General features: G+C 72.5%; 23 protein-coding genes. 8 read left to right on the top strand and 15 right to left on the bottom strand.

From position 1 onward, the window contains the following. Nucleotides 1-99 precede the first annotated feature (99 nt). Nucleotides 100-696 carry a TetR/AcrR family transcriptional regulator gene (locus ACFVFH_RS03290; RefSeq protein WP_383762654.1) on the bottom strand — a complete coding sequence of 199 codons (597 nt, stop codon included), beginning with the start codon at nt 694-696 and terminating at the stop codon, nt 100-102. A gap of 152 nt (nt 697-848) precedes the next feature. Here ACFVFH_RS03290 and ACFVFH_RS03285 point away from each other — a divergent pair, with 152 nt between their 5' ends. Then, a complete protein-coding gene (locus ACFVFH_RS03285; protein WP_383762652.1) occupies nt 849-3,320 on the top strand; it encodes a glycoside hydrolase family 3 protein in 2,472 nt (823 codons plus the stop codon). 61 nt (nt 3,321-3,381) lie between these two features. On the opposite strand, the gene ACFVFH_RS03280 is transcribed toward ACFVFH_RS03285, so the two are convergent. Together ACFVFH_RS03280 and ACFVFH_RS03275 are read right to left on the bottom strand one after the other, a co-directional pair. Further along, a complete protein-coding gene (locus ACFVFH_RS03280) occupies nt 3,382-4,374 on the bottom strand; it encodes an aldose epimerase family protein (RefSeq protein WP_383762650.1) in 993 nt (330 codons plus the stop codon). A gap of 11 nt (nt 4,375-4,385) precedes the next feature. Then, nucleotides 4,386-5,294 (bottom strand): SGNH/GDSL hydrolase family protein, encoded by a 909-nt coding sequence (locus ACFVFH_RS03275; RefSeq protein WP_383762647.1) that lies wholly within the window; start codon nt 5,292-5,294, stop codon nt 4,386-4,388. Nucleotides 5,295-5,644: 350 nt separating this feature from the next. Here ACFVFH_RS03275 and ACFVFH_RS03270 point away from each other — a divergent pair, with 350 nt between their 5' ends. Continuing rightward, nucleotides 5,645-6,139, top strand: a complete 495-nt coding sequence (locus ACFVFH_RS03270) for a DUF3145 domain-containing protein (protein ID WP_383762644.1) — start codon at nt 5,645-5,647, stop codon at nt 6,137-6,139. A gap of 74 nt (nt 6,140-6,213) precedes the next feature. On the opposite strand, the gene fabF is transcribed toward ACFVFH_RS03270, so the two are convergent. From fabF to ACFVFH_RS03245, 5 genes are all read right to left on the bottom strand, one after another. After that, on the bottom strand, nt 6,214-7,476 hold the full coding sequence (fabF, locus tag ACFVFH_RS03265; RefSeq protein ID WP_383762641.1) for a beta-ketoacyl-ACP synthase II: 1,263 nt from the start codon (nt 7,474-7,476) through the stop codon (nt 6,214-6,216). Nucleotides 7,477-7,553: 77 nt separating this feature from the next. After that, nucleotides 7,554-7,802 (bottom strand): acyl carrier protein, encoded by a 249-nt coding sequence (locus ACFVFH_RS03260; protein ID WP_093542924.1) that lies wholly within the window; start codon nt 7,800-7,802, stop codon nt 7,554-7,556. Nucleotides 7,803-7,865: 63 nt separating this feature from the next. Next, complete coding sequence (locus ACFVFH_RS03255; protein WP_383762638.1) at nt 7,866-8,867, bottom strand: ketoacyl-ACP synthase III; 1,002 nt, start codon at nt 8,865-8,867, stop codon at nt 7,866-7,868. Nucleotides 8,868-8,880: 13 nt separating this feature from the next. Continuing rightward, nucleotides 8,881-9,795 carry an ACP S-malonyltransferase gene (locus ACFVFH_RS03250; RefSeq protein ID WP_383762635.1) on the bottom strand — a complete coding sequence of 305 codons (915 nt, stop codon included), beginning with the start codon at nt 9,793-9,795 and terminating at the stop codon, nt 8,881-8,883. 89 nt (nt 9,796-9,884) lie between these two features. Next, complete coding sequence (locus tag ACFVFH_RS03245; RefSeq protein WP_383762632.1) at nt 9,885-11,084, bottom strand: PucR family transcriptional regulator; 1,200 nt, start codon at nt 11,082-11,084, stop codon at nt 9,885-9,887. 186 nt (nt 11,085-11,270) lie between these two features. On the opposite strand from ACFVFH_RS03245, the gene ACFVFH_RS03240 reads away from it, so the two are divergent. Then, nucleotides 11,271-11,930 carry a pirin family protein gene (locus tag ACFVFH_RS03240; RefSeq protein WP_383762629.1) on the top strand — a complete coding sequence of 220 codons (660 nt, stop codon included), beginning with the start codon at nt 11,271-11,273 and terminating at the stop codon, nt 11,928-11,930. Nucleotides 11,931-11,933: 3 nt separating this feature from the next. On the opposite strand, the gene ACFVFH_RS03235 is transcribed toward ACFVFH_RS03240, so the two are convergent. From ACFVFH_RS03235 to ACFVFH_RS03225, 3 genes are all read right to left on the bottom strand, one after another. Beyond that, entirely contained in the window at nt 11,934-12,140 is a 207-nt protein-coding gene (locus tag ACFVFH_RS03235) for a CDGSH iron-sulfur domain-containing protein (RefSeq protein ID WP_383762626.1), read from the bottom strand. Then, nucleotides 12,124-12,807, bottom strand: coding sequence for a HemK2/MTQ2 family protein methyltransferase (locus ACFVFH_RS03230; RefSeq protein WP_383762624.1), 684 nt, complete (start codon nt 12,805-12,807; stop codon nt 12,124-12,126). Before ACFVFH_RS03230 ends, ACFVFH_RS03235 begins: the two co-directional genes overlap by 17 nt. A gap of 82 nt (nt 12,808-12,889) precedes the next feature. Next, complete coding sequence (locus tag ACFVFH_RS03225) at nt 12,890-13,852, bottom strand: iron-containing redox enzyme family protein (protein ID WP_383762621.1); 963 nt, start codon at nt 13,850-13,852, stop codon at nt 12,890-12,892. Between the two features lie 206 nt (nt 13,853-14,058). Between ACFVFH_RS03225 and ACFVFH_RS03220 the strand changes: the two genes are divergently transcribed. From ACFVFH_RS03220 to ACFVFH_RS03210, 3 genes are all read left to right on the top strand, one after another. Next, nucleotides 14,059-14,214, top strand: a complete 156-nt coding sequence (locus ACFVFH_RS03220; protein WP_093542938.1) for a DUF6131 family protein — start codon at nt 14,059-14,061, stop codon at nt 14,212-14,214. Nucleotides 14,215-14,725: 511 nt separating this feature from the next. After that, nucleotides 14,726-15,205, top strand: coding sequence for a hemerythrin domain-containing protein (locus tag ACFVFH_RS03215; RefSeq protein ID WP_383762617.1), 480 nt, complete (start codon nt 14,726-14,728; stop codon nt 15,203-15,205). 162 nt (nt 15,206-15,367) lie between these two features. Further along, nucleotides 15,368-16,459 (top strand): glutamate--cysteine ligase, encoded by a 1,092-nt coding sequence (locus ACFVFH_RS03210; RefSeq protein WP_383762614.1) that lies wholly within the window; start codon nt 15,368-15,370, stop codon nt 16,457-16,459. A 76-nt stretch (nt 16,460-16,535) separates the two neighbouring features. On the opposite strand, the gene ACFVFH_RS03205 is transcribed toward ACFVFH_RS03210, so the two are convergent. After that, nucleotides 16,536-17,126, bottom strand: a complete 591-nt coding sequence (locus tag ACFVFH_RS03205; RefSeq protein ID WP_383762611.1) for a GNAT family N-acetyltransferase — start codon at nt 17,124-17,126, stop codon at nt 16,536-16,538. Between the two features lie 190 nt (nt 17,127-17,316). Here ACFVFH_RS03205 and ACFVFH_RS03200 point away from each other — a divergent pair, with 190 nt between their 5' ends. Further along, the gene (locus ACFVFH_RS03200; RefSeq protein ID WP_383762608.1) at nt 17,317-18,576 is read left to right on the top strand and encodes a DUF4157 domain-containing protein; all 1,260 of its coding nucleotides are present in this window, start codon (nt 17,317-17,319) and stop codon (nt 18,574-18,576) included. A gap of 71 nt (nt 18,577-18,647) precedes the next feature. Here ACFVFH_RS03200 and ACFVFH_RS03195 read toward each other — a convergent pair whose 3' ends face one another. Together ACFVFH_RS03195 and ACFVFH_RS03190 are read right to left on the bottom strand one after the other, a co-directional pair. After that, nucleotides 18,648-18,911, bottom strand: coding sequence for a DUF397 domain-containing protein (locus ACFVFH_RS03195; protein WP_383762605.1), 264 nt, complete (start codon nt 18,909-18,911; stop codon nt 18,648-18,650). Further along, nucleotides 18,871-19,719: a helix-turn-helix domain-containing protein gene (locus tag ACFVFH_RS03190; RefSeq protein ID WP_383762602.1), complete on the bottom strand. Its 849-nt coding sequence runs from the start codon at nt 19,717-19,719 to the stop codon at nt 18,871-18,873. The genes ACFVFH_RS03195 and ACFVFH_RS03190 overlap by 41 nt, the downstream gene beginning before the upstream one ends. Nucleotides 19,720-19,804: 85 nt before the next feature. On the opposite strand from ACFVFH_RS03190, the gene ACFVFH_RS03185 reads away from it, so the two are divergent. Beyond that, nucleotides 19,805-20,272: an ATP-binding protein gene (locus ACFVFH_RS03185; RefSeq protein ID WP_383762599.1), complete on the top strand. Its 468-nt coding sequence runs from the start codon at nt 19,805-19,807 to the stop codon at nt 20,270-20,272. Here ACFVFH_RS03185 and ACFVFH_RS03180 read toward each other — a convergent pair. After that, a complete protein-coding gene (locus tag ACFVFH_RS03180) occupies nt 20,232-21,053 on the bottom strand; it encodes a serine hydrolase domain-containing protein (protein WP_383762596.1) in 822 nt (273 codons plus the stop codon). The two genes, ACFVFH_RS03185 and ACFVFH_RS03180, sit on opposite strands and share 41 nt — an antisense overlap. Nucleotides 21,054-21,074 lie beyond the last annotated feature (21 nt).

Raw genomic sequence — 21,074 nt, 5'->3', positions numbered from 1 at the left:
CGCGGGGTGCCCCGCGCCCGGACGCGCGTAGACCATCCCGAAATCACCCGCAGGTGGCGCGAGTTGATCAGGTTCCGCCGTGCGTCGCCGCAGGCGGTGTCATGATTGCGGGTTCTCCGCGGCCCCCGCCTCGGCCGGCCGCAACAGCGCCAGGAAGTCCCCGAACGCCGCGGGCATGTCCACCGAGTCCGGGTCCAGCAGCCACTGGTACTGGAGGCCGTCCAGGACCGCCACGAGCAGCGGCGCCGCGCGCTCCGGGGTCAGCCCGCCCGGCAGCCGTTCGCCGTACTCCGCGCGCAGTATCGCCGCCATGCTCGCCCGGACCTGGGTGTAGCGGCTGGTGAAGAACTCCCGCGCGGGATGGCCCTCCGTCACGCTCTCGCCGAGCAGCGCCGAGAACGTCTGGACGATGCCGGGCCGCATCGCGTTGTACTCCACCAGCGAGGCCAGCAGCTCGATCCGCCAGACGCCGTCGCTCCGGGCGGAGCCCCCGGTGTCCCACTGGTCGCGCTCCTTCAGCACGGCGACGAGCAGCGCCTCCTTGGTCGGGAAGTAGTGCAGGAGCCCCTGCTGGCTGAGGCCGACCCGCTCGGCGACCGCGCTCAGCGAGGCGCCCCGGTAGCCGCGCTCGGCGATCACTTCGAGTGCGGCCCGGACGATCTCCGCCCGCCGCTCCGTACCCCTGGCCCGCACCATCCGCCCCGGCCCCTTTCGGCGCTCCGTCGACCCCGCACCGGGACCGTACGCCATCCTCGTACATCACAGAGGGATAACGAAACCTACTGACCTACCTGTGACGGGGTCAGTATGGAGGCATTCAGTCCAGAATCCGACGAGGAGGCACGGCCGTGGCAGACGCGTCCACACCCACCCACCCCGATGCGGCCCGCGAGGCCGTGGTCGACGCGGCGCTCGCCGCGCTGGGGCTCGACGACAAGGCGCGGCTGCTGGCCGGCCAGGACATGTGGTCGCTGCCCGCGCTCCCCGCCGTCGGGCTGCGCTCGCTGGTGATGTCCGACGGCCCGATCGGGGTCCGGGGCGTCGCCTGGAGCGCCGACGACCCGTCCGTCGCGCTGCCCTCGCCGACCGCGCTGGCCGCCACCTGGGACCCGGCCCTGGCCCGCCGGGCCGGCCGCCTGCTGGCCCAGGAGGCCCACCGCAAGGGCGTGCACGTCCTCCTCGCCCCGACGGTCAACCTCCACCGCTCCCCGCTCGGCGGGCGCCACTTCGAGACGTACAGCGAGGATCCGTACCTCACCGGCGAGATCGGCACCGGCTATGTGCGCGGCGTCCAGGACGGCGGGGTCGGCACCACGGTCAAGCACTTCGTCGCCAACGACGCCGAGACCGACCGCTTCACCGTCGACAACATCGTCGGCCCGCGCACCCTGCGTGAGATCTACCTCGCCCCGTTCGAGCGGATCGTCAGGAACGCCCACCCCTGGGGCATCATGTCCGCCTACAACCGGGTCAACGGCACCACCATGACCGAGCACCACTACCTCCAGAACGCGGTGCTGCGCGGCGAATGGGGCTTCGACGGCTACGTCGTCTCCGACTGGCTGGCCGCCCGCTCCACCGTCGCCGCGGCCGACGGCGGCCTCGACGTCGCGATGCCCGGCCCGAGGACGGTGTACGGCAAGGCGCTCGCCGACGCCGTGCGGGCCGGGGAGGTCGAGGAGTCCGTCGTCGACGGCGCCGTACGCCATGTGCTGCGGCTGGCCGCCCGCGTCGGCATCCTGGACGGCGCCCCGCCCGTCGTCGCCGAGGCCGACCGCCCCGAGGCCCTCGACGGCGACGCCCTGGCCCGCGAGGTGGCCCGCCGCTCCTTCGTCCTCGTGCGCAACGAACGCGCCGCCCTCCCCCTCGACCCGGCGGCCGTCCGCCGGATCGCGGTCAGCGGGGCCCTGGCCCGGGACGCCCGGGTCCTCGGCGGCGGCTCCGCCCAGGTCTTCCCGCCCCATGTCGTCACCCCGCTGGACGGACTCGTCGCCGCCCTCCCCGAGGGCACCGTCGACTTCCGCGTCGGCGCCGACCCCAACACCGAACTCACCCCCGCCGAGAAGGGCTTCGAGGTCCGGGCCGTCTGCTACGACGCGTCCGGCGCCGTCATCGGCTCCGCACCGCTGCGGGGCGGCACCGTGCAGTGGATCGGTGACGAACTCCCCGACGGCGTCACCCGCGCCACCCTGCACACCGTCGAGATCACCGGCACCTTCGTCCCGCGCGACAGCGGCGAGCACGTCTTCGGCACCCGGGGCACCGGCGCGCTCACCCTCACCGTCGCGGGCGAGACCCTGTACGACGGGATCCACCGGGTCACCGGATCCGCCGACCCCGGCGAGGCGTTCTTCGGCAACCCGCTGGAGCGCGGCCGGATCACCCTCACCGCGGGCGAACCCGTCGAGGTCTCGCTGCGGCAGGTCCCCGAGACCCTGGGCGACGACCAGCCGGTCCTCGGCGTCTCGTTCTCCCTCTGCCACCTCGGCCCGCGCCGCGATCCCGCGGAACTGATCGCGGAGGCCGTCGAGTCGGCCCGCGCCGCGGACGCCGCGATCGTCGTCGTCGGCACCACCGAACGCGTCGAGTCCGAGGGCTTCGACCGCACCGACCTGCGGCTCCCCGGCCATCAGGACGAGCTGGTCGCCGCCGTCGCCGCCGCCAACCCGAACACCGTGGTGATCGTCAACTCCGGCTCCCCGGTGGAGCTTCCGTGGCGCGACGAGGTCGCCGCCGTGCTGCTCGCCTGGTTCCCCGGCCAGGAGGCCGGACACGCCCTCGCCGACGTCCTGTTCGGCGCCGCGGAACCGGGCGGCCGCCTCCCCACCACCTGGCCGGCCGCCCTCGCCGACGTCCCGGTCTCCGGCACCGTCCCCACCGACGGCGCACTCCGCTACGACGAGGGCGTCTTCGTCGGCTACCGCGCCTGGGAGAAGGCCGGCACCGCGCCCGCGTACCCCTTCGGCCACGGGCTCGGCTACACCACCTGGGAGTACGAGGGCCTGACGGCGGACCCGGACTCCGTCACCGTCCGGGTCCGCAACACCGGCACCCGGCCGGGCGCCGAGACCGTCCAGGTCTACCTGGCGCCCCGCGGCGACACCGCCGAGCGCCCGGCCCGCTGGCTGGCCGGCTTCGCCCGGGTCGAGGCGGCGCCCGGCGAGAGCGCCGAGGCGGTGATCCCGCTGGAGCGGCGTACGTACCAGATCTGGGACGAACAGGTGTACGACTGGGTCCTCGTCCCCGGCGCCTACGAGGTGCAGGCGGCCCGCTCGCTCGCCGACGTACGCCTGACGGCGACCGTGGACATCGAGCCGTAGCGGCCGCACGGCAGGGGGCGGGGCCGGCCCGTCCCCTGCCGTGCCGTCCCCTGCCGTGCCGTCAGCGCACCGTGAACCCGTACACGGTCGTCGATACGAACTCCTCGCCCGGCCGCAGCACCGTGCTAGGGAACGCGGGCCGGTTCGGTGAGTCGGGGAAGTGCTGGGTCTCCAGCGCGATCCCCGCGCACGGGCCGAACGGCCGCCCGTCGAAGTGGTCCGCCGTGTACAGCTGGAGCCCCGGCTCCGTCGTGGTCACCGTCAGCACGCGCCCCGAGGCCGGGTCGTGGAGCTCGGCCGCCGGGCCGGTGCCGTCCAGCACGAAGTTGTGGTCGTAGCCCGCGCCGACCGGCACCGGCTCACGGAAGTCGAACCGGGTCCCCTCCACCGGCAGGAACGCGCCCGTGGGCAGCGACTCGGCGTCCACCGGCGTGATCCGCCCGGCCGCGATCCGCAGCACCTGCCCGAGCGCGCTGCCGCTGCCGTCGCCCGCGAGGTTCCAGTACGTGTGGTTCGTCAGGTTCAGCACCGTCGGGGCGTCGGTGGTCGCCCGGTAGGTGATCCGCAGCGCCCCGCCCTCGTCCAGGGTGTAGGCCGCCGACACCGCGAGACGGCCCGGGAAGCCCTCCTCGCCGTCCTCGGAGACCAGCGAGAGCTCCACGCCGTCCGGCACCTCCCGCGCCCGCCACACGCGCTTGTCGAAGCCCCGGGCCCCGCCGTGCACCTGATTGCGCCCCTCGTTGGGCGTGAGCCGGTGCGTGCGCCCGTCCAGCTCGAAACGCGCCCCGCCGATCCGGTTCGCGTACCGCCCGACCAGCGCGCCGAAGTACGGACCCGAGAACGTCTCGTACCCGGCGAGGTCCGGCAGCCCGAGCGCGACCCCCGCCCGCACCCCGTCCCGGTCCGGCACCTCGACCGACTGCACGATGCCGCCGTACGTCAGCACCCGCACGCGGGTGCCGTCCCGTTCCAGCGTCCAGCGGTGCACGGGGGTGCCGTCCGCGAGGGTGCCGAAGTCTTCCGTGCGTATCGCCGTGCCCGAACCAGTGATCATGATCACGGACCTTACGCCGGGGGCCGGGCGGCGGTGACGTTGCGGTAGGCGATCTCCGCCAGCCGCGCCTGCCCGTCGCGCCCCGGATGGAACCAGTCCCACTGGCTGAGCTGCTTGCCGGTGAACGGGTAGTCGAAGACCGCACCACCGTCGTAGCGGCAGCGCGGGTCCTTCGCGCAGACCTCCCGAAGCACCTCGTTGTACGCCACCACCCGCTCCTGCACCGAGGCCCGCCGGGCCGCCGCCCGCGCACTCATGTCGTCCGCGTCACCCAGCATCGACCGGCAGATCCCCAGCTTCCAGATCTGCTTGCCCAGCGCGTTGCCGCGCCCCGTCGACCAGAGCCGCTTGAGGTCCGGCACGCTCGACACGTACACCTGTGCCTTGGGCGCGCCGGAGCGCAGCTGACGCATCGACGCCTCGAACGACGCACGGAAATCGGCCACCGGCGTCATGTAGCGCGCCGAGTCCCGGCAGGCGTCATTGGCACCGATCATCACCGTCACCAGATCGGGTCTCTCCTTCGCCGCCCGCGCCATCTGTTCGGGCAGCTGCGCGATCCTGGCCCCCGTCTCGGCGTGGTTCCAGCTGCGCGAGGCGGCACCCGAGGCGCCGAGCAGCCGCACGGCCAGGCTGCGCACCTGGCTGTCCGTGCCGGTCGCCCAGGACACCTCCGGGCAGTCCGCCAGCACGGAACAGGCGTCGAAGCCGCGGGTGATGGAGTCGCCGACCGCGGCCACCGAGCCGGGTTCACGGTCCCAGACCGGCCCTGGCCTGGCCGAAGGCTGCGCGGCCGCCCCCTTCGTCGTCCCCTCGGGACCGGAGTCGCAACCGGTCAGGGCTGCCGTGCCGAGCAGTGCGAGCGCCGCCAGGACGGCGGCCGAGGCACGCGAACGGTGGCGGGCGGAACGATCCTGCATCCTCTGGTCCCCTCGGTCATGCCCCCGGCAACCCCTGCTGGCACCGGTCGGAAGGTCCGGGCGCCCCGGCGGGTGAAAGCTGAGCGAATGAGGGGCCCAGGACCGACCGTACGTCACACCTGGACGCTCGCCGCGCGGTAGCTTTTCCTCGTCGAACCAGCGGCGCTGTCCCCCACTCGGCTCCACTCGGGTGGCTTTCCGGAAATCACATCACGTCACATACTGTCCCTTTTCAGGAGTTTCACCCCGATGCTGTTTACTGATGACAACCTCGGGATCCGGCCGAGAAGAGACGGTACGGGCGCGAGGCCGCTGGGGAAGGCGAACTTCGTCCCACACTGGAGGTCCCGGTGACGACACGTGGAGTTCTGTACGTTCACTCCGCACCGCGCGCGCTCTGCCCCCATGTCGAATGGGCGGTGGGCGGTGTCCTCGGTGTGCGGGTCCAACTGGACTGGATCAGACAGCCCGCCGCGCCCGGTACCTGGCGGTCCGAATTCTCCTGGCAGGCCCGCCCCGGCACGGCGTCCAAGCTCGCCTCCGCGCTGCGGGGCTGGGACCTGCTGCGTTTCGAGGTGACGGCCGAGCCGAGCCCCACCTCCGAGGGCGAGCGCTACAGCTCGACGCCCGGCCTCGGCATCTTCCACGCCGTCACCGGCATGCACGGCGACATCCTGGTGCCCGAGGACCGGCTGCGGGCCGCGCTGGCCCGGTCGGTGGGCGGCGAGAGCGACCTGGCGGCCGAGATCGCCAAACTGCTCGGCAAGCCGTGGGACGACGAGCTGGAGTCCTTCCGGCACGCGGGCGAGGGCGCGCCGGTCCGCTGGCTGCACCAGGTCGTCTGAGCCACCTCCCCCGGAAACGGACGAGGCCCGCCTTCCCCGGAGGGGAGGCGGGCCTTCGTCGTACGGGAGCGGGATCAGACGCTGCGGAACGCCAGCACCACGTTGTGGCCGCCGAATCCGAACGAGTTGTTGATCGCGGCGATCGGGCCCTCCGGCAGCGGCCGGGGCGCGTCGCGCACGATGTCCGCCTCGACCGCCTCGTCGAGGTGGTCCACGTTGATCGTCGGCGGAGCCATCCGGTGGTGCAGCGCCAGGACCGTCGCGACGGTCTCGATGCCGCCCGCGCCACCGAGGAGGTGACCGGTCATCGACTTGGTGGCGGAGATCGCGACATGGTCGAGATCGTCGCCCAGGACCTTGCGCAGCGCCTTCAGCTCCGCGACGTCGCCCTGCGGCGTCGACGTGGCGTGCGCGTTGAGGTGCACGACCTCGGACGGCTTGAGGTCCGTCTGGTCCAGCAGGTTCTCCATCGCGGCGGCGATGCCCCGGCCGGTCGGCTCGGGCTGCGCGATGTGGTGGGAGTCGGCGGACAGGCCCTGGCCCAGCACCTCGCAGTAGACCCGGGCGCCGCGCGCGGCGGCGTGCTCCGCGGACTCCAGGACGACGACGCCGGCGCCCTCGCCGAGGACGAAGCCGTCGCGGCCCGTGTCGTACGGACGGGAGGCCTTCTCGGGCTCCTCGTTGTTCTTGGACATCGCCATCATGTTGGCGAACGCGGCGATGGGCAGCGGGTGGATCGCCGCCTCGGTGCCACCGGCGAGGACCACGTCGGCACGGCCGGTGCGGATCATCTCGACGGCGTACCCGATCGCCTCGGCGCCCGAGGCGCAGGCGGAGACCGGCGTGTGCACACCGGCCTGGGCGTTGACCTCCAGGCCGACGTTGGCCGCCGGGCCGTTCGGCATGAGCATGGGCACGGTGTGCGGGGAGACGCGGCGTACGCCCTTCTCCTTGAGCACGTCGTACTGGTCGAGCAGGGTGGTCACGCCGCCGATGCCGGAGGCGATGACCGTGCCCAGCCGGTCGGGCTGGATCGTGCCGTCCTCGCCGGCCTTGCCGGTGAAACCGGCGTCGGCCCAGGCCTCGCGGGCCGCGATCAGCGCGAACTGCGCCGAGCGGTCCAGCTTGCGGGCGAGCGGGCGGGGCAGGACGTCGCCCGGGTCGACAGCCGCGAGGGCGGCGATCCGGACGGGCAGTTCGGCGAAACGTTCGCCCTGGAGCGGCTTGACGCCGGAACGACCGGCCATCAGACCTTCCCAGGTCGACGCCGAGTCGCCACCCAGCGGAGTGGTTGCGCCGATACCGGTGACGACCACGGTGCGATTGGTCGAGTTCACTGGAAAATCTTCTCCACGTGTAGAGGGTCGTGAATCAGCGGCGCCACCGCCGGGTGGCGACACAGAGCCGGCCTTGATCAGGCCTGGTGCTTGAGGATGTAGTCGGCAGCGTCGCCGACCGTCTTGAGGTTCTTGACGTCCTCGTCGGGGATCTTCACGTCGAAGCGCTCCTCGGCGGCGACGACGACCTCGACCATGGACAGCGAGTCGACGTCCAGGTCGTCGGTGAAGGACTTGTCCAGCTGGACGTCCTCGACCGGGATACCGGCGATCTCGTTGACGATCTCGGCGAGACCCTTGACGATCTCTTCCTGAGTGGCGGCCATGTTGGCGCTCCTTCGATGTTTATCTGCAGGTTGGGGCGTGCGGGCCGAAACGGCCCGGTGTGCCTAGGGGAGGGTAACGACCGTCGCGGCGTAGACGAGACCCGCCCCGAAGCCGATGACGAGCGCGGTGTCGCCGCTCTTCGCCTGACCGGTCGCCAGAAGCCGCTCCATTGCGAGCGGAATCGAGGCGGCGGAGGTGTTGCCGGTGGTCTCCACGTCGCGGGCGACGGTGACGTGCTCCGGCAGCTTCAGGGTCTTCACCATCGAGTCGATGATCCGCATGTTGGCCTGGTGCGGAATGAAGACGTCCAGGTCTTCCGGGGCGATCCCGGCCGCGTCCAGCGCCTGCTGGGCGACCTTCGCCATCTCGAAGACGGCCCAGCGGAAGACCGCCTGGCCCTCCTGCGTGATGGCCGGGAACTTCTCCGGACGCTCGGCGTGGAACTCGTCCCAGCCCACGGTCTGCTTGATGGTCTCGGACTTGTCGCCCTCGGAGCCCCAGACGGTCGGGCCTATGGCGGGCACCTTGGAGGGTCCGACGACGACCGCGCCGGCGCCGTCGCCGAACAGGAAGGCCGTCGCGCGGTCCTCCTTGTCGGTGAGGTCGCTGAGCCGCTCCACGCCGATGACCAGCACGTACTCCGCCGAGCCCTCGACGATCATGCCCTTGGCCAGGGTCAGCCCATAGCCGAAGCCCGCGCAGCCCGCCGAGATGTCGAAGGCGGCGGGCCTGCCCGCGCCGACCAGGTGGGCGATCTCGGTCGCGATGGCCGGGGTCTGCTTGAAGTGCGAGACGGTGGAGACGATCACGGCGCCGATCTGCTCGGGCCTGATCCCGGCGTCGGCGATGGCCTTGCCGGACGCCTCGACGGACATCACGGCCACGGTCTCCTCCTCGGAGGCCCAGTGGCGGGTGGCGATGCCGGAGCGCGAACGGATCCACTCGTCGGACGAGTCGATCTTTTCGAGGATCACCTCGTTGGGCACGACCCGGGTCGGGCGGTAGCCGCCGACACCCATGATCCGCGCGTACGGGGCTCCTTGACTGGGCTTGATCTTCGACATTCTCTCGGGCTCCTTAGGCGCCCGCGTGCTCGGAGATGAGCGCACGGGCCGCGTCGAGGTCGTCGGGGGTCTTGAGCGCGAGCGTCTGCACACCGGGCAGCGCGCGCTTGGCGAGGCCCGTCAGGGTGCCGCCGGGGCATGCCTCGATGAGAGCCGTGACGCCCAGCTCCTTGAAGGTCTCCATGCACAGGTCCCAGCGGACCGGGTTGGCCACCTGGCCGACCAGCCGGGAGATGACCTCGTCGCCGGTGGCCACGGCCTTCCCGTCGGCGTTCGAGACATATGTCACGGCCGGGTCGGCGGTCGTCAGCTCGGCGGCAGCCTCGCGGAGCCGGTCGACGGCGGGGGCCATGTGAGGCGTGTGGAAGGCGCCGGCCACCTTGAGGGGCACCACGCGGCGCACGCCCTCGGGGGCGTCGTCGACCAGCGCGGCGATCTGCGCGGCGGTGCCCGCGGCGACGATCTGGCCGGCCCCGTTGACGTTCGCCGGGGTCAGCCCGAGCTTCTCCAGATGCGCGACCGACACGTCGGGGTCGCCGCCGAGCAGCGCCGCCATGCCGGTCTCGGTGACCGCGGCGGCCTCGGCCATGGCGAGCCCGCGGGTCCGCACGAGACGGAGCGCCGCCTCGTCGCCGATGACTCCGGCGAGGGCCGCGGCGGTGATCTCACCAACGCTGTGACCTGCGACGACGTTCGGGGATGCGTCGAGGGCGGCGGCGGACAGCAGACCGGCGGCGACCAACAGCGGCTGCGCCACCGCGGTGTCACGGATCGCGTCCGCGTCGGCCTCGGTGCCGTAGTGGGCGAGGTCGAGCCCGATGGCGTCGGACCAGGCCGCGATGCGGTCGGCGGCACCGGGGAGGTCGAGCCAGGGAGTCAGGAAGCCGGGCGTCTGAGCGCCTTGGCCGGGAGCGACGAGTACGAGCACCCTCACACTCTCTCTTGTGAACGGTCCGGAACACCCGTGGGGACAGGGACGAAGAACCGTATGGGGAATTGTTGATGTCCGACAAAAGTCTAGGACTGGGGATCTCTCGCGGCCAAGCGCCCCAGGATCAGGGCGATCCGCAGCGTGAAGGCCGAGCGGACGTCGGACGGTGACCATCCGGTGACGTCTGTCACACGTCGGAGCCGGTAGCGCACGGTGTTCGGGTGGACGAAGAGCATTCTGGCCGCGCCCTCCAGGCTGCTCGCCTGCTCCAGATACACACTCAGTGTTTCGAGCAGTGCGGAGCCCGCTTCCTCCAGCGGTCTGTAGATCTCCTCCACCAACTGGTCCCGTGCGGCGGGGTCGCCCGCCATCGCGCGCTCCGGCAGCAGATCGTCGGCGAGCACCGGCCGGGGCGCGTCCTGCCAGGCCCCGCACGCCTTGAGCCCGGCGGCCGCGGCCTGCGCGGACCGGGTGGCCGCCAGCAGGTCCGGCACCACGGGACCGGCCACGACCGGGCCCGCCGCGTACGGGCCGATCAGAGCCTTCGCCACCTGGAGCGGGTTGTCGCTGCCGCCCGCGATGACCACCAGGCGGTTGCCGAGCACCCCCGTCAGGACCTGGAGCTTCGCGTGGCGGGCGGCCCGCCTGATCGCCTCCACGGTCAGCTCGCTGTCGCCGTCCGGAGCGGTGCCGAGCACCACGCAGACGTGCTCGGGGGAGTTCCAGCCGAGCGCCGCGGCGCGCGAGACGGCGCCCTCGTCGGCCTCGCCGGACAGCACCGCGTTCACCACGAGCGATTCCAGCCGGGCGTCCCAGGCGCCGCGCGCCTCGGCGGCCTGCGCGTACACCTGGGCGGTCGCGAAGGCGATCTCGCGCGCGTAGACGAGCAGCGCCTCGCGCAGCACCGACTCGTCGCCGGGCGCGGCGACCTCCTCGATCGCGGCCTCCATGACCTCGATCGTCGTCCGCACCATCTCGACGGTCTGCCGCAGGGTGATCGCCCGGGTCAGCTCGCGCGGAGCCGTCCCGAACACATCGGTGGAGATGGCCTGCGGGGTCTCCGGATGCCGGAACCACTCGGTGAACGCCGCGATACCGGCCTGGGCGACCAGTCCGATCCAGGACCGGTTCTCCGGTGGCATCGCCCGGTACCACGGCAGCGACTCGTCCATGCGGGCGATCGCGTTCGCGGCGAGCCGGCCGGAGGACTGTTCCAGGCGTTTCAGGGTCGCGGCATGCAGGTGGGCGGCGTTCGCATCGGGCTGCTCAGGATCGGGTCGGGGCACGGAGACAAGATTGCCCTATCGGGCGACGGGCACCGAGGGCCGGGGCGACCGCGGGTCGTACCGGCGGGTAGCGCCCGGGGGATCGCCGCCCCGGGACGGCGGGAGCGCACCCCGCTCGGGCGGGGCGACCGCGTCGCGCTCCGGCGGGTGGATCATGGCGGGCTCCGGCCGGGCTACCGTGGGCGGGTGATTTCCGTACACCGCGCCGAGGACCGTTTCCCGGGCGGGGACCAGGACACCGGCATCCTGTCCCGGCACGCCTTCTCCTTCGGCAGCTTCTACGACCCGGACAACCTGCGCTTCGGCCCGATCATGGCGTGCAACTCCGAACGGCTGGCGCCCGGCGCCGGGTTCGAGGAACACCCCCACAGCCATACGGAGATCGTCACCTGGGTCGTCGAGGGCGAGCTCACCCACCGCGACTCCACCGGCCACGCCACCCTCGTACGGCCCGGCGATCTCCAGCACCTCAGCGCCGCGTCCGGCGTACGACACGTCGAACGCAATGACGGGGACGAGCCGCTGACGTTCATTCAGATGTGGCTCTCGCCGCTCGGGGCGGGCGGCCGGCCCGCGTACACGGTGGTGCCCGGCATGGCCGACTCCGCCGCCCCGTACGCCATCCCGTCGGCCGGCGCGACGCTGCATGTGCGCAGGCTCGGCGCGGGGGAGCGCACGCTCCTGCCGGACGCGGCACGGGTGTACGTCCACGTGGTGACCGGCGAGGTGCGCCTCGGGGACGCGGAGCTGGCCTCCGGCGACTCGGCCCGGATCAGCGGCGAGCCGGGCCCGGAGCTGGTGGCGGCCGGGGCGGCCGAGGTGCTGGTCTGGGAGCTGTCGGCCTGACGCCTATCGGGCGGGCCCGGCGCGGCGGCGGTGGCTGGTGTCGCACCAGGGCAGGATGCGGCTGCGCCGGCACGTGCAGATGGCGACGACGAAGCGGTCCGAGGTGTGCACGGCCCCGTCGGGTGTGGTGATCTCCACCGGCCCCTCCACGAGGAGGGGGCCGCGCTCCGTCAGGGTGATGCGGCACTGTCGGTCACGGGCGTTCGGCACGGATGACCACCAACTCCTCATTCGTCTCGTCGGTGTCCACCAGCTCGCGCTCGCGCAGCCAGCGGATGCGGGAGAGCAGCACGGGGCCGAAGGGCACGCGGGTCCGGCTGCGGACGACGGCGTCCAGCCCCACGTCCTTGAGCCGGTCCAGAGTGGTCCCGGTGTCGCACAGCCCGGAGTGCACCATCAGCAGGACCCCGCCGCGCCGCAGCACCGACGGCGCCCCCGAGCAGAGGCGGTCGATGACCGCCCGGCCGTCGCTCCCCGCGTTCCAGGAACGGGAGGCGCCGCGCGGCACGGCGTCCGGGGCGGGGACGTACGGCGGGTTGCACAGCACGAGGTCGTAGCGGCGGGTACCGGCGGCGGAGAGCAGATCGCCACGGCGCACGGTGATGCGTCTTCGGTGCAGCATCGCGTTGAGCCGGGCGGCGGCGACCGCCCTCGGCGCGATGTCGACGGCCGTCACCCGGCCCCCGAGCTGAGCGGCGCGCACGGCGAGTGCCCCGCTGCCCGTACCGATGTCCAGCACGGCGGTCCCGGGCGCGATGCCCTCCTGTTCCAGCGCGGCCATCAGCAGCTGGGTGTCGTGCTGGGGCGCGTAGACGCCGGGCAGCGTGACGAGGAAGGGCTGCGAGAGCGGGCGTGTGCTGACCGGTCCGTCGTCCATGCGCCTTCACCCCTTGTGGGAATCGGCTCGTCGCGCGGTCGGCGTGCGCACCGCTGCGGGCGCCGTGGGTACGAGAGGGCCGTCACGCTCCCCAGTCCGTGAGGAACCGCCGGCCGAGCCGGTCTTCGAGGTACGAGGTGGCGGCGATGCCGAACGCGATGTCCGCCTCCAGCCCGGGTTCCTCGTCGAGGAGCCCGCCGATCACCTCGTTGCGCACGACCTGTTCGTGTACGGCGTCGGCTTCGACGTGCTCGTCGTAGAAGTGCTCCGCCGCCGGTCCGGCGCCGGTGCGCGCCATGGCCCGCGCCAGCTGCCGGGAGGCGGGCGAGGAGGTGATCTCGACGGCGGCGAAGTGCCCCACCAGGCTCCCGCGCATCCTGCGGTGCAGTCCGAACAGCGACATGGCGTTGACCAGGGCGAGCATCTCGGCGTAACCGTCGTCCAGATAGTGCCCGTACCGGGTGTCCAGCCCGAGATCGGCCATGAGACCGGCGAACAGCCGGGCGTGCACGCGGTCCGCCCGGCCGCCGCCGAACTCGTCGAACTCCACCGCGGCCATGGCGGCCTTGGCGCGCCCGGTGAGCCGGGGCAGCACCCAGGCGTGCGGGTCCGCCTCCTTCAGGTGGTAGAGGGAACGCTGGCGCGCGTAGCCGCGCAGCTGGTCCAGGGTGCCGCGGTCCGCGAGGAACCGGGGCACCCCCTCCGGCTCGGCGGGCTGGACCACCAGATCCGCCAGCAGGTCGGCCAGGGGCTTGTGCGCGGCCGCCTCCCGCCGCAGGGCGGTGAGGAAGCGGTCCTCCAGCGCGGCGCGGACCGCGAGGAGGGACGCATCCCACTCCCATGCCGGGTCGACCCCGCCGAAGCCCCGGTAGTGCAGTTCGTAACAGGTGTAGAGAGCCAGTTGCAGATCGTCCCCGAACGGATCGGCCGACTGTGCCGGGGCGGGGCCGGGCAGCGCGGTGCGATGTGCCAGGGCCTCGGAGATCCCGGACGACAGCGGCCCCCTGCCCCGGGGCAGCGACGGTGTGCGGCGGCTCTCGGTCATCGCACTCCCTCCGGCCGTTCCGGGGCTGCGTGCGGACGGGGGGCGAGGTGACCCCGCCCCCCCATCGATGGTCCCCGCGCGCGGGGGTTCCCGCATCCCCGGCGCCCCGCCCGGCGGGGCGGGTCGGCCCGGAATCGTGGGCAGTTGCCGCGAGGGCTCAGGAGGAACAGAGTGAGAGGGGGACACACACGAGAACGGAGCGTGTTGTGATCATCGTCGGAGTCATTCTGCTCGTCATCGGTTTCGTCACCGGGATCTCCATCCTGTGGACCATCGGGATCATCCTGGCCGTGATCGGCCTCATCCTGTGGATCCTGGGCGGGATGGGGCACGCCGTCGCGGGACGCAGGCATTACTGGTAATCCCGCCCTGCCCGGCCGGTGGTGCCTCCGCGCCCCCGGAAGGGCGTCCACATCTCCATGGGGTTCTCGCCCCCGGGCCGCGAACCGGCCCGTGGTCGGGCCCCGCGCTGTCCACAGACGCCGTGGCCCCCTGGCGACGTCCCGGCCGCCGGAGGGCCGGACGGCCGACGCACGATGACGCGGGCCGGACGATGATCCGTACGCCGCGCCGCCTCGGTGCCCGAGGGCCCGGCGCGGCTTCCGCGCGTCCGGCCCGGCGTGGCTCCCGCTTGTCCACGGACGAGCGGCCCTCGATGTCCTTGCCGCTCGGACTCGCCTCCTCGATGTGCTCGTACTGGCGCTGACGCTTCGTGTCCGATGCGGGACGCACCGGGTCGGCGCGCTCCTCGGACGGCTCCGCCGGGGAGGTGACCGCCTCCCCGGACCCGCGCGAGGATGCGCGGGTTCCGCGGGCCGGACCTGTTGTCTGTACTAGCCACTCCTTCCGAGAGGCGAACAGAAGGAGGGCGCAGTGACGGAACCGGTGGGTGATGTGATCGCCGAGCTCGTGGCCGATCACCGGGAACTGGAGGCGCTGTTCTGGGAGATCGAACTACAGCCGGTCGATCACCCTCGGCGCCGCGAACTCGCGGACCGGCTGGCCGCCGAACTCGTACGGCACACCGTCACCGAGGAACTGCACCTGCACCCGGTGATGCGCGAGCACCTGCCGCACGGCCCGGCGCTGGCGGACAAGGAGCTGGCCGACCACGCGAGGGGCGAGCAGCTGCTCAAGGACCTCGCGAACCTGGGCGTCGACGATCCCGATTTCAACGACACCCTCGCGAAGCTGAAGTTCGCGGTCGCCTCGCACGTGCGGGAGGAGGAACACGATCTGTTCCCCAAGCTGGCGGCCGTGCTCGGGCCCGAAGTGCTGGGGGAGCTGGGCCGGTTGGTGCGCCGCGACCGCCGGTGCCTGGGGGCGGACGCTCCGCTGGACGGCGGGCCGTGACGGGTCCGTGAGCCCGCGCGACCACGGCGGTGCGCCACGGCGCGGTGCGCACGCCCGGGGTCTTTCGCCGGGACCGGCCGGATCGGACACCGGGGCATCCGAGTCGGCGTGATCCGAACGAGAGGCCCCAGCCCCGTGAACGCTTGCCGCCGGGAGGAATCGATGGTGCGGACTGTCGGTGTGGAGGAGGAACTGCTGCTCGTCGACGCGCGCAGCGGTGAGCCGAAGGCCCGTTCCGCGGCCGTGCTGGCCGTCGCGGAACGCCGTTCGCCGCGGCGATCGGCGTTCGAGCAGGAGCTCCAGCGCCAGCAGCTGGAGTACGCCACGGCCCCGCACAGCGACATGGGGGAGCTGGGGGAGGAGATCCACCGCTGGCGGGCCGAGGCCGCGGAGAGCGCGGCTCGGGCCGGTGCGGCCGTGGCGGCCCTCGCGACCGCTCCGGTGCCGGTCACCCCCTCGCTGGGCGAGGGCGAGCGGCACAGCTGGCTGGCCGACAAGTTCGGCGAGCTCACTCAGGAGCAGCTGACGTGCGGATGCCATGTGCACGTCTCCGTGGCCTCGGACGAGGAGGGCGTAGCCGTGCTCGACCGCATGCGCACCTGGCTGCCGGTCGTCCTCGCGCTGAGCGCCAACTCACCGTTCTGGCAGGGCCGGGACACCACGTACAGCAGCTACCGGAGCCGGGTCTGGGAGCGCTGGCCCTCGGCCGGGCCGGTCGAGGCATTCGGCACCGCGGAGCAGTACCACGAGCAGGTCAGGGCCCTCATGGGGACGGGTGTCCTGCGCGACCCCGGGATGCTCTATTTCGACGCCAGGCTCTCGCACCGGTATCCGACGGTCGAGGTCAGGGTCGCCGACGTCTGTCTGAATCCGGACGACACCAGGCTCCTCGCCACGCTCGTGCGCGGCCTGGTCGAGACCGCGGCACGCGAATGGCGCGCGGGCGAGGCCCCGGTCGCGGCGGGGGTGGGCGTCCTGCGCATGGCGGCCTGGCAGGCCGGCCGTTCGGGCGTGGAGGGAAAGCTGCTCGACCCCCTCACGATGCGCCCGGAGCCCGCGGCCGATGTCGTCGGGGCGCTGTTCGCGCATGTGCGCGACGCCCTGGAGGACGCGGGTGACTGCGGGCAGGCCGAGAAGGCGCTCAAGGACGTACTGGACCGGGGGACCGGTGCCCGGACCCAGCGCGACCTGTTCGCCCGCACCGGAAGCCTCGGCGCCGTGGTCACCGAGTGCGTGGCCAGAACGCGCGGCTGACGCCCGGACCACCGCCGCGCGGCCGGGGCGCCCCGGCCCGGGACGTCTGCCGGAGGGCGCCCGACCGGGCTCCGGACTACCGGCCGCCGTCCCGGCGCCACATCGACCACATCGGCGGTCCCGCCCGGAAGGTCATCTCCTCGTGCACGGCGAAGCCGTGCCGCTGGTAGAAGGTGAGATTGCGGCGGTTGCTGGACTCCAGGAAGACCGGCCGCCCGTCCGCGTCCGCCTGTGCCAGCAGCCCACCGAGCACCCGCGCCCCGCGCCCGGTGCCGCGCGCGTCGGCCCGGGTGCCGATGTACTCGACGTACCAGTGCTCCGGAGCGGCCGGGTGGCGGTGCTCCATGGCGAACAACCGCCCGGCGGTACGCGGCAGCTGGGCCCGGGTGGCGCGTACGAGGGGCCCCGCGTTGCGCAGCAGGTACGTCATCGGCAGCTTCCACTGCCCGGGGCGCGCCCACACCGCCGCCACCGCGCGCTCCGGGTCGGTCCAGACCCGCCCGGCCGGGACCTGCCGGGCCAGGTGCGCGGTGAACAGCAGCCGCAGCCGCCGGTCCCGGTCGCGGGGCATCAGCCAGCTCCAGACGGGGTCCTCGGCGTAGGCGTCGGCGAGTACGGAGGCGAGGGCGGGGACATCGGCGGCGGCAGCGCGGACAAGGTCGGCCATGGCCGAGGAGGGTAGCGGGTTCCCGGCCCGGCGTACCCCGTTGCGCTCGGGATCCGCCGGGCGGTCGCGTCGGCCATGTCCCTCTGTCCGGTGGGCCGACCGATTCTGCCCTTGTGTACCTGGCCCGCACCGGTCCGTTTCGCGTAGGGATGGAGTCGGCCACCCTGTGCTCCCTCCCGGAAGGCTTCTGATGCGCGCACGAGACACCGACCGCACCCAAGCTCCCGCCGGTTCCGCTCGCGCGCGTACGCCGGAGAGACGGCCGGAGACGGAGGAGCTGCCCGGACAGCTGCCGCTCGCCCTCCAGAGCAGCCTGGGCAACGCCGCCGTCGTCCAACTGCTCCGCCGGGCGGGCCACCCCTCGGCACAGCCCGAGGAGCACCAGCACGGGGAGCATCAGCACGATGTGCAGCGCTCCGCCGTCCACGACGTCCTCAGGACCGGGGGCAGGCCCATGGGCGCCGGGCTCCGGGAGGAGATGGAAACCCGCCTGGGCGCCGACTTCTCCGACGTACGCATCCACGACGACAGCGCCGCACGGGCCTCCGCCGCCGAGGTCGGCGCCCGCGCCTACACCTCCGGACACCATGTCGTCGTCGGCACGGGCGGAGGCGACAAGCACACCCTCGCCCATGAGCTGACCCACGTCATCCAGCAGCGGCAGGGCGCCGTCCTCGGCACCGACAACGGCGCGGGCCTGCGGATCTCCGACCCCTCGGACACCTTTGAACGGGCGGCGGAGCAGAACGCCCGCCGGGTCATGTCCGCCCCGCTGCGCTCCGAGGAGCCCGCCGAGGGCCACCGGCCCGCGTCGCGGGCCCCGTCCTCCGCAGGGACGGCGGTCCAGCGCGCGGGCGACTGGAAGAACAACCCGACGAAGAACGCCCTGGCCGCGCAGAAGACGGCCAACCCGGGCAACGCGCTCGTGCACACCCTGCACCACATCGTGCCCAAGTCGCTGCTCGAACGGTTCGCCGGGCTCCTCACCCCGGCCCAGCTGACCTCCGTCGTGACGGCCCTGGCGCCGGTCGCCCCGACCGCGTTCACCAGCAACAGCAACCAACTCGCCTCCGTGTCCAAGGCGTTGAAGAACGTCCCGGCCAACTTCGCGCTCGGCCCCGCACCGGGCGACCGCAACGACGACCCGGGCAACAGCGGACCGGACCTCAACTTCGCCGAGGACGGCGCCATCACGCCCCGCTCCGAACAGCTGGAGCGCGTCTACGACTTCATCGAGGCGAAGGTCAGCGCCGGAGCCGCGGTCACACCGGCCGAACTCCAGAGCGACTTCATCGACCCGCTGGAGCAGGCCTGCATCGAGCACAACGCGGTGATCGCCCGGCTCGGCCTCGCCAACGGTGTGGGCCTCGACCCGAACCGGACGGCCTGGTCGGGCAGTGCGGCCACGCGGTCCCAGCGCCGGACCCACATGATCGAACCGCTCGTCTGACGACGACGAAGGGGCCCGGGACGACGGTCGGTCGTCCCGGGCCCCTTGCGCCGTTCAGGCTCCGGACGGCTTCAGAGCGTGCCCACGAAGGCCCGCCAGGCGCTCGCCCCGACGATCAGGACGGGGCCGTCCGGGTTCTTGCTGTCACGCACGGGCACGGCGCAGGGGAGGCCGTCGACCACCTCGACGCATTCGCCGCCGTTGGTGCCGCTGTAACTGGACTTACGCCAGGCGGCTCCGCCGGTGACGGTGCACTCGACGCAGTCGCCGCCGGTGCTGCCGCTGTAACTGGACTTACGCCACCGCGCGTTCCTCAGGTCGTGGCCGGTCTCCATAACACTCCTCCATCACGCGGGTGATCAGCGCCACGGACTCCCCGACGGAGAGGGCCGTGGCCTGCAAATGAGCGTAACGGAGTGCGGCTTCCCTGATGGTGTCAGGGTTGGCGGTCATATGGCCGGAGACGATGTCCTCCGTGTAGACGATGTCGGGGTCGCTCTCGAAGCGAAGGAGGTTGAACGAGCCGTCCAGGCTGGCGTGTTCACCGGCCGCGAAGGGCAGCACCTGAATCCGCATCCAGCGGTGGTCGGCGAGCTCCAACAGGCGGAGCAGTTGCCTCCGCATGACGTCTCGGCCGCCGATCGGCCGGTGCAGCACGGCCTCGTCGAGGATGGCCCAGGCGAGCGGGGGATGTTCCCGCTCCAGGATGCGCTGGCGCTCCATCCGGGCGGCCACCAGGCCCTCCAGGTCGTCCGGCATGCCGGTGGCCAGCACCGCCCGTGCGTACTCCTCCGTCTGCAACAGTCCGTACACCAGCTGCGCCTGGTACGTGGAGATGTACATCGCGCGGGCTTCCATGTCCGCATAGGGCTGGAACCACGTCGGCAACTGACTGCGCAGGACCAGGCCGACGAGCCGGGAGAACACCCCGTCCGTGCCGAGCGCCGCGTCCACGCGCTCGGAGAAGTCGCGAGTGGGGAGCTTTTTCGTGGTCTCGATCTGGCCGATCAGGGAACCGGTGCAGAAGATGATCTCCCCCAGCTGCCCCTGTTTGAGGCAGGCCGCCTCTCTCTGGCGCCGCAACTCCCAGCCGTAGTAGTCCAATGGGGAAGCGTTGGGGTCGAGCGTATGGATGTTGGCCACGGCGGGGCACCTCCGGCGTTCAACGCCTCACGGCGTTCGTTTCCGTACGTAGCCGAGCGTAACCACGTCACTGCACCCTGGTGACATGAATCACGTAATTTCCACACCGCCGGTCAGCGCGGACCCGACCTATCACGCGGACTTCGCGGTGGGTGAGCACTCCGCGCGGCACCTCCGCCGCATCCTGCGCCTCTACCTCACCGCCTGGAGGCTCCTCGGGGTGGCCGACGCGGCGGAGCTGGCGTTGACCGAGCTGATCGCGAACGTCGTACGGCATGTGCCGGGCCGCCGCTGCCAGACGTTCATCTTCCTGCTTCCCGCCGGGGGCGTGCGGGTGGAGGTCGCGGACGGCTGTCCGAAGGTGCCGAGCATGGTCGTCGGGGACGAACTCGACGAAGGGGGCCGGGGTCTGGTGCTGGTCGACGCGCTCACCGACCGGTGGGGCGTGGAGCCGCGCCGGGACGGGTGCGGCAAGACGGTGTGGTTCGAGTGCCTGGCCGCGAAGGCGCCGCTCAGCGACCGGAACGGAGCTCCGCCAGCACCGCGTCCGTGAACGGGGGCCACGCCTCCACCGCCCACGGGCCGAAGGCCCGGTCGGTCAGCGCGACGCACGCCGCGCCCGCGACCGGGTCGACCCACAGGAACGTCCCCGCCTGGCCGAAGTGCCCGAAGGTCGCGGGGGAGGAGGAACTTCCCGTCCAGTGCGGGGACTTGGAGTCCCGGATCTCGAAGCCGAGGCCCCAGTCGTTGGGGTTCTGGTGTCCGTAGCCGGGCAGTACGCCCTTCAGGCCGGGGTGGACGACGGTCTGCGCGGCCAGGACCGTGTGCGGGTCGAGCAGCTGGGGCACCTGCACCTCCGCCGCGAACCGGACGAGGTCGTCGACGGTCGAGACACCGTCCTTGGCGGGCGAGCCGTCCACGGTGGTGGCGGTCATGCCCAGCGGCTCCAGCACGGCCTGGCGGACGTACTCGGGGAACGGGATGTCGGTGGCCTTGGCGATGTGGTCGCCGAGCACCTCGAAGCCCGCGTTGGAGTAGAGCCGGCGGGTGCCGGGCGCGGCCGTCGTCCGGTGCTCGTCGAAGGCGAGCCCGCTGGTGTGCGCCAGCAGATGCCGGACGGTGGACCCCTCCGGGCCCGCCGGATCGTCCAGCTCCACCGCACCCTCCTCGTACGCCACCAGCGCCGCGTAGGCCGCGAGCGGCTTGGTGACGGAGGCGAGCGGGAAACGGTGCCCGGTCGGCCCGTGCGTACCGAGAACGGTGCCGTCCGCTCGTACGACGGCGGCCGCCGCGGTGGGGACGGGCCAGTTGTCGATCATCGCCAGGCTCTGCATGCGTACGAGCGTAACGGGCGG

Origin of the sequence: Streptomyces sp. NPDC057697 (genome assembly GCF_042799335.1) — a bacterium.
GTDB lineage: Bacteria > Actinomycetota > Actinomycetes > Streptomycetales > Streptomycetaceae > Streptomyces.
Note: the sequence above shows the minus strand (reverse complement) of the source record. Positions and strands in the feature narration are given on the sequence as shown.